This window comes from Globicatella sulfidifaciens DSM 15739, assembly GCF_900167405.1.
Taxonomy (GTDB): domain Bacteria; phylum Bacillota; class Bacilli; order Lactobacillales; family Aerococcaceae; genus Globicatella; species Globicatella sulfidifaciens.
Map to the genome: position 1 here is coordinate 91,079 of NZ_FUWO01000008.1, position 7,990 is coordinate 99,068.

The 7,990-nt window shown below is 35.9% G+C and carries 6 protein-coding genes and 2 pseudogenes; all 8 read right to left on the reverse strand.

The genetic code is table 11. From position 1 onward, the window contains the following. Window positions 1-78: 78 nt before the first annotated feature. Window positions 79-2,043, reverse strand: coding sequence for a S9 family peptidase (locus B5D12_RS05715; protein WP_078755900.1), 1,965 nt, complete (start codon window positions 2,041-2,043; stop codon window positions 79-81). Window positions 2,044-2,132: 89 nt separating this feature from the next. Beyond that, a pseudogene (locus B5D12_RS05725) lies at window positions 2,133-3,704 on the reverse strand (ATP-binding cassette domain-containing protein). Between the two features lie 10 nt (window positions 3,705-3,714). Continuing rightward, entirely contained in the window at window positions 3,715-4,158 is a 444-nt protein-coding gene (locus B5D12_RS05730; RefSeq protein WP_078755903.1) for a helix-turn-helix domain-containing protein, read from the reverse strand. 304 nt (window positions 4,159-4,462) lie between these two features. Beyond that, complete coding sequence (locus B5D12_RS05735) at window positions 4,463-4,879, reverse strand: GNAT family N-acetyltransferase (RefSeq protein ID WP_078755904.1); 417 nt, start codon at window positions 4,877-4,879, stop codon at window positions 4,463-4,465. Next, entirely contained in the window at window positions 4,780-5,430 is a 651-nt protein-coding gene (locus B5D12_RS05740) for a DUF1697 domain-containing protein (RefSeq protein ID WP_078755905.1), read from the reverse strand. Before B5D12_RS05740 ends, B5D12_RS05735 begins: the two co-directional genes overlap by 100 nt. A gap of 10 nt (window positions 5,431-5,440) precedes the next feature. Continuing rightward, entirely contained in the window at window positions 5,441-6,448 is a 1,008-nt protein-coding gene (locus tag B5D12_RS10570; protein ID WP_078755906.1) for a GNAT family N-acetyltransferase, read from the reverse strand. A gap of 39 nt (window positions 6,449-6,487) precedes the next feature. Continuing rightward, complete coding sequence (locus B5D12_RS05750; protein ID WP_078755907.1) at window positions 6,488-7,432, reverse strand: exonuclease domain-containing protein; 945 nt, start codon at window positions 7,430-7,432, stop codon at window positions 6,488-6,490. 342 nt (window positions 7,433-7,774) lie between these two features. Further along, window positions 7,775-7,990: pseudogene (locus tag B5D12_RS05755) on the reverse strand (ISLre2 family transposase); the annotation flags it as partial.

The window sequence follows — 7,990 nt, forward strand, 5'->3', positions numbered from 1 at the left end:
ATTATAGAGCCATTTGTTCCATGGCTAAAGGTCAATAACAATGTAAATAGGCTTTAGTATAAAATATTGACAAGTATTCTATATGTAACGATCAAACCATTCTTTCACATGAGTTAAGCGTTCCATTCTCAAGTTAGGAAGACCTTCACGTGATAATCCATGACTTGATTGCGGGTATAATATTAGGTCCGTTTCCACTCCATTTTTTTTCATTGCAATATACATTTGTTCCGCTTGTTCTTGAGGACATCTTAAATCACTTTGTCCATGCAAGAAACGGATTGGTGTCTTCACATTTTGAGCGTATGCAAGTGGAGATAATTTCCATAGACCTTCCACATCTGATAAATCGCGTTGTAATTGGTACTCGACAAAGAACATCCCAATGTCACTAACCCCATAAAAACTAATCCAATTAGAAATGGATCGTTGACTAACCGCAGCTTTAAAGCGATCAGTATGGCCGACAATCCAATTGGTCATAAAGCCACCATAGCTACCACCTGCAACAAATAATCTGTCTTGATCGATTTCAGGGTGTTGTGCTAAAACATAATCAACCCCTAACATCAAATCATCATAGTCGTGATGACCATATTCACCTAAAATAGCTGCAACAAATTCTTGACTATAGCTACTTCCTCCCCGAGGATTTAACATGATGATACCGTACCCTGCTTGTGCTAAAGCTTGCATTTCATGGAAGAAACTTTCGCCATAAGCGACTTGAGGTCCACCATGAACGTATAAGATTGCCGGATGTTGTTTTTCTTCAGTGATTGGTGCTAAATACCAACCTTGAATATCCCAATTATCATAACCTTTAAACCAGAATCGTTCAGGATTCACAATCTCATGCTCTGCTTCAAATTGCTCATTCGGATTATATAAATCTTCTAATTGTTTGTCAGCCTCAACTACCGCTAAACGACTTGGAACAGTTGGGGTAGAATAAGTAATATAATAACGTCCAGACTCTTCGATACCCGAAGTAAGATGCATTGACTGGGACAATTTGCCTTCTACTTCGCCCTTAAGGTTACCCTCAAATAAATGAATTTCACCTTTTACAGTAGCTGAAAAGATAAAGCGCTTATCATCGAGCCATTTAAATTCGAATCCATGAACCGCTTGTTGGAAATCCGCCACCAAGCTATCATCTAAATCGTACTCAAATTTTGGCAGTACATTGGTTAATTTCTTCGTAGCCACTTCATATACATATAATTTTGAATGGGTTACAAAACCATAAGTAAAGTCATTCGTAACTAATAAGTAATGCGTTTCACTTGGATTTAAGGCAGCAAATCCAGCTGAAGGCAATTCCTTAGTCGCTTCAAACGACTGGATACTCTTCGCTTTTAAATCGATGCACTTAATGGCACCTTTAGCAAATGCCAATTCGTCTTCATTGGCTTGATTAATATTAATAAAGAGTTGTGATTCATCTTTCGTAATATCAGCGAAGCTTACAGAGTAAGGCAACACGATTACCTCTTCTACCGCTTTCGTTGCCACTGAAACTTTATTAATCGCGTAGGTTAAATCAGTTTTAACATATCCTGCACCATCATTTTTATAGGTAATTTTTCCAATATGAATTGGTTGTGGAGAGTCTTTAGATGAATCATCCTTTTTCTCATCGCTGTCAGTTTCCTCTTTTTTGGAAATTTGATAATAAATGGTTTGACTATCCTTAGACCAAAGATAACTGATAATATCCGCTTCTTCAGCAGTTAACTGAACGGGACTACCCCCATCCATAGGCATCAAAAATAATTGTGACTTTTCATTGCCTTCAATTTTTGCCGAAAAACTTAAAAACGTTTGATCGGGTGAAATATCAAAACTTTGTACGGAAACATTGTTTGGACTCCATACTTTAAGCTGTTTCGTATCTAAATCATAACTTTTGATTTCACCAAAATAATCATTTTCTTTTTGGCGCATAGACGTTTCAACAAAGAAAACTTTGTTTTGGGCTACCTTAGGATTCGCCACACTTTTTAAGTCAAAGAGACTTTCATTAGTAATTTTTTTCATTATCTTTCTCCTAACATCAAACTATTTAGCATTGTTAATAGTTTACCGCTTTTTGAGATAATTTTCCATCTCAAAAAAACGATTGGTTATTATCCTAGGTTGATGACACGATTGCAGTATGCTTGTTTTGTCTGATCATGAGTAATTACAAAAACGATAGCGTCACTGAAAGTTGATTTCAGTAGTTGATAAATTGCTTCAGAGGTTTGATGGTCAATCGCACTTGTACTTTCATCTATAACGATGATATCAGGCTGTGACAACAACAATCGTGCAATCGCGATCCGTTGCTTTTCTCCACCCGATAAATTATTACCTGCATTTAGTATTGGCGTTTGCCAGTCCTTATTTTTCAAAATGGTGCTTAATATCTGGCTATCTTCAATTTTTTATTTTTCTTCCGTTTCTAACCGACGTCCTAAACCAACATTTTCCTCTAGGGTTTTATTAAAAATCGGAATCTCCTGTGTCACATAAGCCATTCTTTTTCTTAAACTGGCTTTTTCTAATAATTTGAGTGGTATTTGATTGATTTCGATTCCTGTACTGTCTCTTAATCCTAATAATAATTTAACAAGTGAACTTTTCCCCACACCTGAAGGTCCGGCAATATGAATCCAATCACCTTTGGTGAAATGTTGATGAATCGGAATTTTGTAGTGAGTTTCATCAATCTGATAGCTAATCTCTGTCATTTCAACAAGAGTGACTTCGGACAAGATTTGTTCTGTTGTCTCTATTTCTGCAAATGGTTTAATGTCATTCTCAATATACTCTTTAGAAACGCGCAATGTAGAAAAATCAAGATTCGCGCTATTTAATTCTCTCAATGCTTGGAAGAAGGTCGGCAGCACTATACTCGTTGTTAACAAATGGGTAATTGAACTTTGATTTCTTGCCACTGATAAAGTAATCGCAATGTAAATAGAGTATTGGACACATTGATTTAACATTCCGATAAGATTTGAAGAGATAGCCGCAAATTTATTGGTTTCAGCCAGTTGTTGGTAAGCTTGATTTAAATCGGAGGTCATCAATTTGCGCAATAATTGTTCATTTGCGGTTGATTTTAAAAATTCGACATTGGTTACCGCTTGAATAATATTTTGTTGAGTATTACTAAAAGTCTTTTGAAACAATCCCATGCGTCTAGATAGTTCTTGGTTTATTTTTTTAAATCCAAAAAAATTGATTGGAATCAAACATAACAAAGCCATGAAAACGTTCATATCAATCCACCAGGCAATTCCTAGCGAAATAATAATTAATATAGCCGCTAATGAAAAAGTTGCTAACCCACCACTAAGAAAAAAGTAAATAGTATCCACCATTTCAAAAAAACGACTGACAATTGAAGTCGTCCCTAGTTTGAGAATGGCATCATATCTCATTTTTTGTAGATTTGCGACCTGGTCTAAATAAAGTTCTACCTTATACTGCGTCATCCAGTTTTCAAATAAAATAGTAAGCACTGATTGAATGATAAAGGAACTCAACATGACTAATCCAAAGACGATTAAGATGGTTCGGGTATCCATTGACAATAGGCTTTGATTGTTAGGAACCAATAACGGAATAACAATACGTGATAAGACAATAATCAGTACTTTAATCAAGACTATCAAATATATTTTTAGCCCGATATTTTTAAGTAATTGCATCTCTCATCACCTATTCTTTCAAAGTTTGTACAATTCGTTCACTCAGTAAACCAAAACCGATTAATTGACCTCTGAAATGATAAATGGCTTGATTTACACCGCTTTGTTTATAAAAAAATCGATATTGATATTTGGGATTTTCAGCTATTAACTGATTCATAATAGCCAAAACTTTTTCGATACCTTGCTCAAGCAACTCTGCTTTCTCATAATGTTGTTCGACTTCTAAATTAAAATGTTCAACTCCCTCAAAACTAATCTCTGAGTCTGATTTGTACTGTTGCTCTTCGTGTTGAATATAATCATCGATGTCTTCTTGAGTAAAATTCCACCTCCCACCGAATTTGGTTCCTTTTAATTTGCCCTCTTTTAAATAATTACGAATCGTCCGCGTTGTCACTCCCAGCATTTCTGCAACTTCTTTTCCAGTATAATATTTTTGTTCGGAATTCATATTGGCTTCTCCTCCTCATTTTTTCCTATTTTTTCCTAACTTTGAATTCCTATATTTTCCTATATAAACTAATAAATGTCAAGGAGCATTCTTCACTTTTCTTAAAATTCAGGAAATAAGCATTAAAATCACTTTTTAAATAGCATCAAAAAAGCCCCCTAAATCCGAACTATGTAGTGACTCCCAAAAGTTAGACCAAAAACTAACTTTTGGAGGGCAGTACACTAGGATTTAGAGGACCGTTCTGGTTTATAATAATATCGAGATGTTTAAACGACAATAACGCGTGAAAATAAATGTTTTTCTATTTCTTGTCCTTTCCGACAAAAGTGAAGGCAGTACATTGAATATCATTGACATCTTTAAAGCCAACAGATTCATAAAATTTTCTCGTTTTTTCAGAATTATCCGTTAATAAATGAAGTTGATAAACATTAGGAAACGTATCAATGACTTTATTTAACAAGTTTGTTCCTATCCCTTGACGTTGAAATTCCGGTAAAATTAATAAATCTTGAATAAAGAGGATAGAATAACCGTCTCCAACGGCCCGAATTATTCCAATTAGTCGCTCACCATCATAAGCAGCTAAGGTAAAGAGCGAATGGCGATAGGCATTCTTCAACATTTCTGGTTGACCGGTATAACTTGTCCACCCCACTGACTTATACAAATCAAGTAATTGATCAAGGTCAATTTTGGGATTTTCAATATATTGCATCTTAATTCACCCCTAACTTTCAAGAATCTCCTTAATTTTTGATAGGTCTTGCCATTGCGTATGGTAATTTGTTTATAAAATGATTCTTTTGCTAATTGCTTATGGTAGTCCGTTTTTAAAAATTCTGCTTCATCTAGTTTTCCCCAATAAATGGCTATTTCACCAAAATGCACTTTTTCATTATGTAAAGGATATTGGCTAACTTTGCTGATGACTGCTTCTCGATTAATTTCATCCGTAAAAAACAAGACGTCTTTACCAGCCATTTTCTCTTGCCACCAGATTGGAAGTTGATTAAATTCTGCTAAGTATCTTTTCACATCAATTAATGAATACTTAAGGTCAAATGAATAATGTGTTTCAAAAAGTTGATTGAGAAGTTCCATTATCGCTGTTCGCTCAAGTTCCGTTTCGAAAAACAGATTGCCACTATTAATATAGGAACTCACATTTTGAAAGCCCACCTTTGTCAATTGTTCTTTTAATTCTTTCATAACCACGCGATTGTTGCCACCCACATTGATTCCTCGTAACAATAATACATATCGCATCCTACCACCCCTACTCAATTTCTTTAATGAATCTTTTTTGTAGTTTATTCGAACGGTAGCCAACTCCTTCGTAAAAAGCATGCGCTTCATGACGGTATTCTGCAGAATTTAATCGAATGAATGATAATCGATTTGCTTTAGCGAATGATTCAACGGCTGTCATTAATTGCCGACCAATTCCTCGCCCTTGATACGCTGGTAATACTGCTAAACCTAAGATATTTAATCCATCTTCGAAGTATACTGCCTGATAAAGTTCTGCTTGTACGAAGCCTACCACTTTTTCCGACTCTGCAGCAACATATACAAGAATGATTGGGTTTGCTTGATTGCATAATTTTGTGAGCTTAGACTTAACTTCTTCATTGTTACATTCATAACCCAATGAAACACGACTTAATTCCGCAATGGCATCCGCATCTTTTACTTTTGCTCTACGAATGTTGGGAAACTTCTCTAGTTCCTTGAAACTACTTCCCAATGCATCGTGATGCTTTTCCCATTCATCTCTTAAGACGCCATATTTGACTGAATCATAATAGATACCTTCAAAGTATCTTACTTTTCGAATGCACGCTTCTTGTGTCATACCAATTTTCTTAGCCGCACGCATCATTCTTTGATTACCCGACCAAGTCGTCAAACCAACTCGTTGTACTTCAGGAAAATCGGTAAATGTTTGGGTAACCCACTGAGTTAATGCCATGGAGCCAATCCCTTTTGACCATCCATTCGATTGATAAATGATAATCCCAATCTCTAACCAACGTGTCATTTTATTTTCCCAATAGCGTGACACCATCCCAATCGGCTTACTATCTAAATAAATCCCTCGACAAGTATCAGACATCAAATAATCAAATACTTTACTTTGTTTGAATTCTTCGAAGGTTTGATACGAACGATATTCATCAAAATATGGGGAATTCCATTTCGACCATTCTGGATACTCTTCTTTAAAACCAATTGCCCAAATTATTCTTAAATCTTGTTCATTAAAAGGCTTTAATTCTATCATAAAATGTATCTCCTTCTTTTATTGGAGTATTAACTTCACTTACATTTGTTCCAATATATCGGCTTCTGATAGGATCATAATTGGATGACCCTCTTCCACTAATTGGCGCGCCTTACGTTGTTTTTCAACCAGACCATTTTCATCTTGATATTTCGGGTCTTGCCATCCTTCAATTAGGACATCTGTCGTTTTACTGACTGTTGATTTTAAAATGGCACCATGATAGCGCACTTTCATCATTAACTCATCTTTTCCAGTTTCAAACTCACCCGTTAAGACAACATTTTTATCTTGTAACCAATGGCCAGAGAATTCTTCTTTTGGTGGCACTTGATTAATATCGGTAATTTTCAGTGCTTTTTTAAATTTTTGAAACTTCGGTTTAAAATGATTCGCCGTTGTCGTATTAAAACGACTTATCGGTTTGACAAATATTTGATATCTTTTTAAAAATTCATCAAAATCATCCGTACGATATTCTTTCATCGTCTCAATTAAAATTTTTGCGGTTACTTCAGCATCAGCCATCGCATTATGGGCCTCAAAAGTAAAGCCAAACTGACGAGCTAAGGCACTTAATTTCATCGTTTGATTGCGATAACTTGGATTAAAAAACATCGCATCAAATGTCTTAAATTCCGGAACTTCGATGCCGTAATATCGTGCGGATTCAAGCAGAACGCCCATATCAAATTGACTATTATAGGCGGAAATATAACGCGTCGATATAATTTTGGATTCTATTTGTGGCCATACTTCATCAAAAGTTGGCGCTGTTGCAGTCTCTTTCGAGGTAATGCCATGCACGCGAATATTGGATTGAGCATAACGATTTCCTGGTGGTTGGATTAAACTATAAAATCGCTCAACGATTTCAAGGTCTTTAATAAACGCCATACCGATGGAACAGGCTGAATTATTATAATGTGTTGCGGTCTCAAAATCGATGACGCAACAATCAAATTGTTTTGGTAATTCTATCATGACTACCACACCCTTTTCTTATTTTTGCTCTTTTATTATAACATGCCGATAAAAGAGAGAACAGAAAAGGGAGCGAGCTGATAGTGTCAAATTATTGTTGGTTTTCCTCTACCATACTTTTTACTAATTCTCTGAACCCCATTTCATGGATTCCATATTTTAACTGCTATCCTTGATAACGATCCTCCATCGGCATGGTACGATCTGGAAGTTTTTAGGGAGGCATTCCTTGTAGCCAATCCAGTCTCGCTAGACGCCAGTACCATGCCGTTGCTCGCTATCAAACATTCACTTCATTGCCTCTAGCTGTCATTATGAATAAAGGCCTCGCTCTATTGGTTTTCAATAACCAGCGATTGTCCCAAAAGCCTGGCGAGTCCGTGTGTTATTGGAATAGTGTAAGATAGCGACTTTACCGCTCCAATCATACTGACAGGCGTATTTCCGTCCCACACGGCCATCTAATTTTTCTACTCTTCTTTCTCTTTCTTTTGCTTTGGTTTGATTGATTACCCAAGTTTTTAAATCGCCACCATTTAAGTCATAAGCACGTGCTTT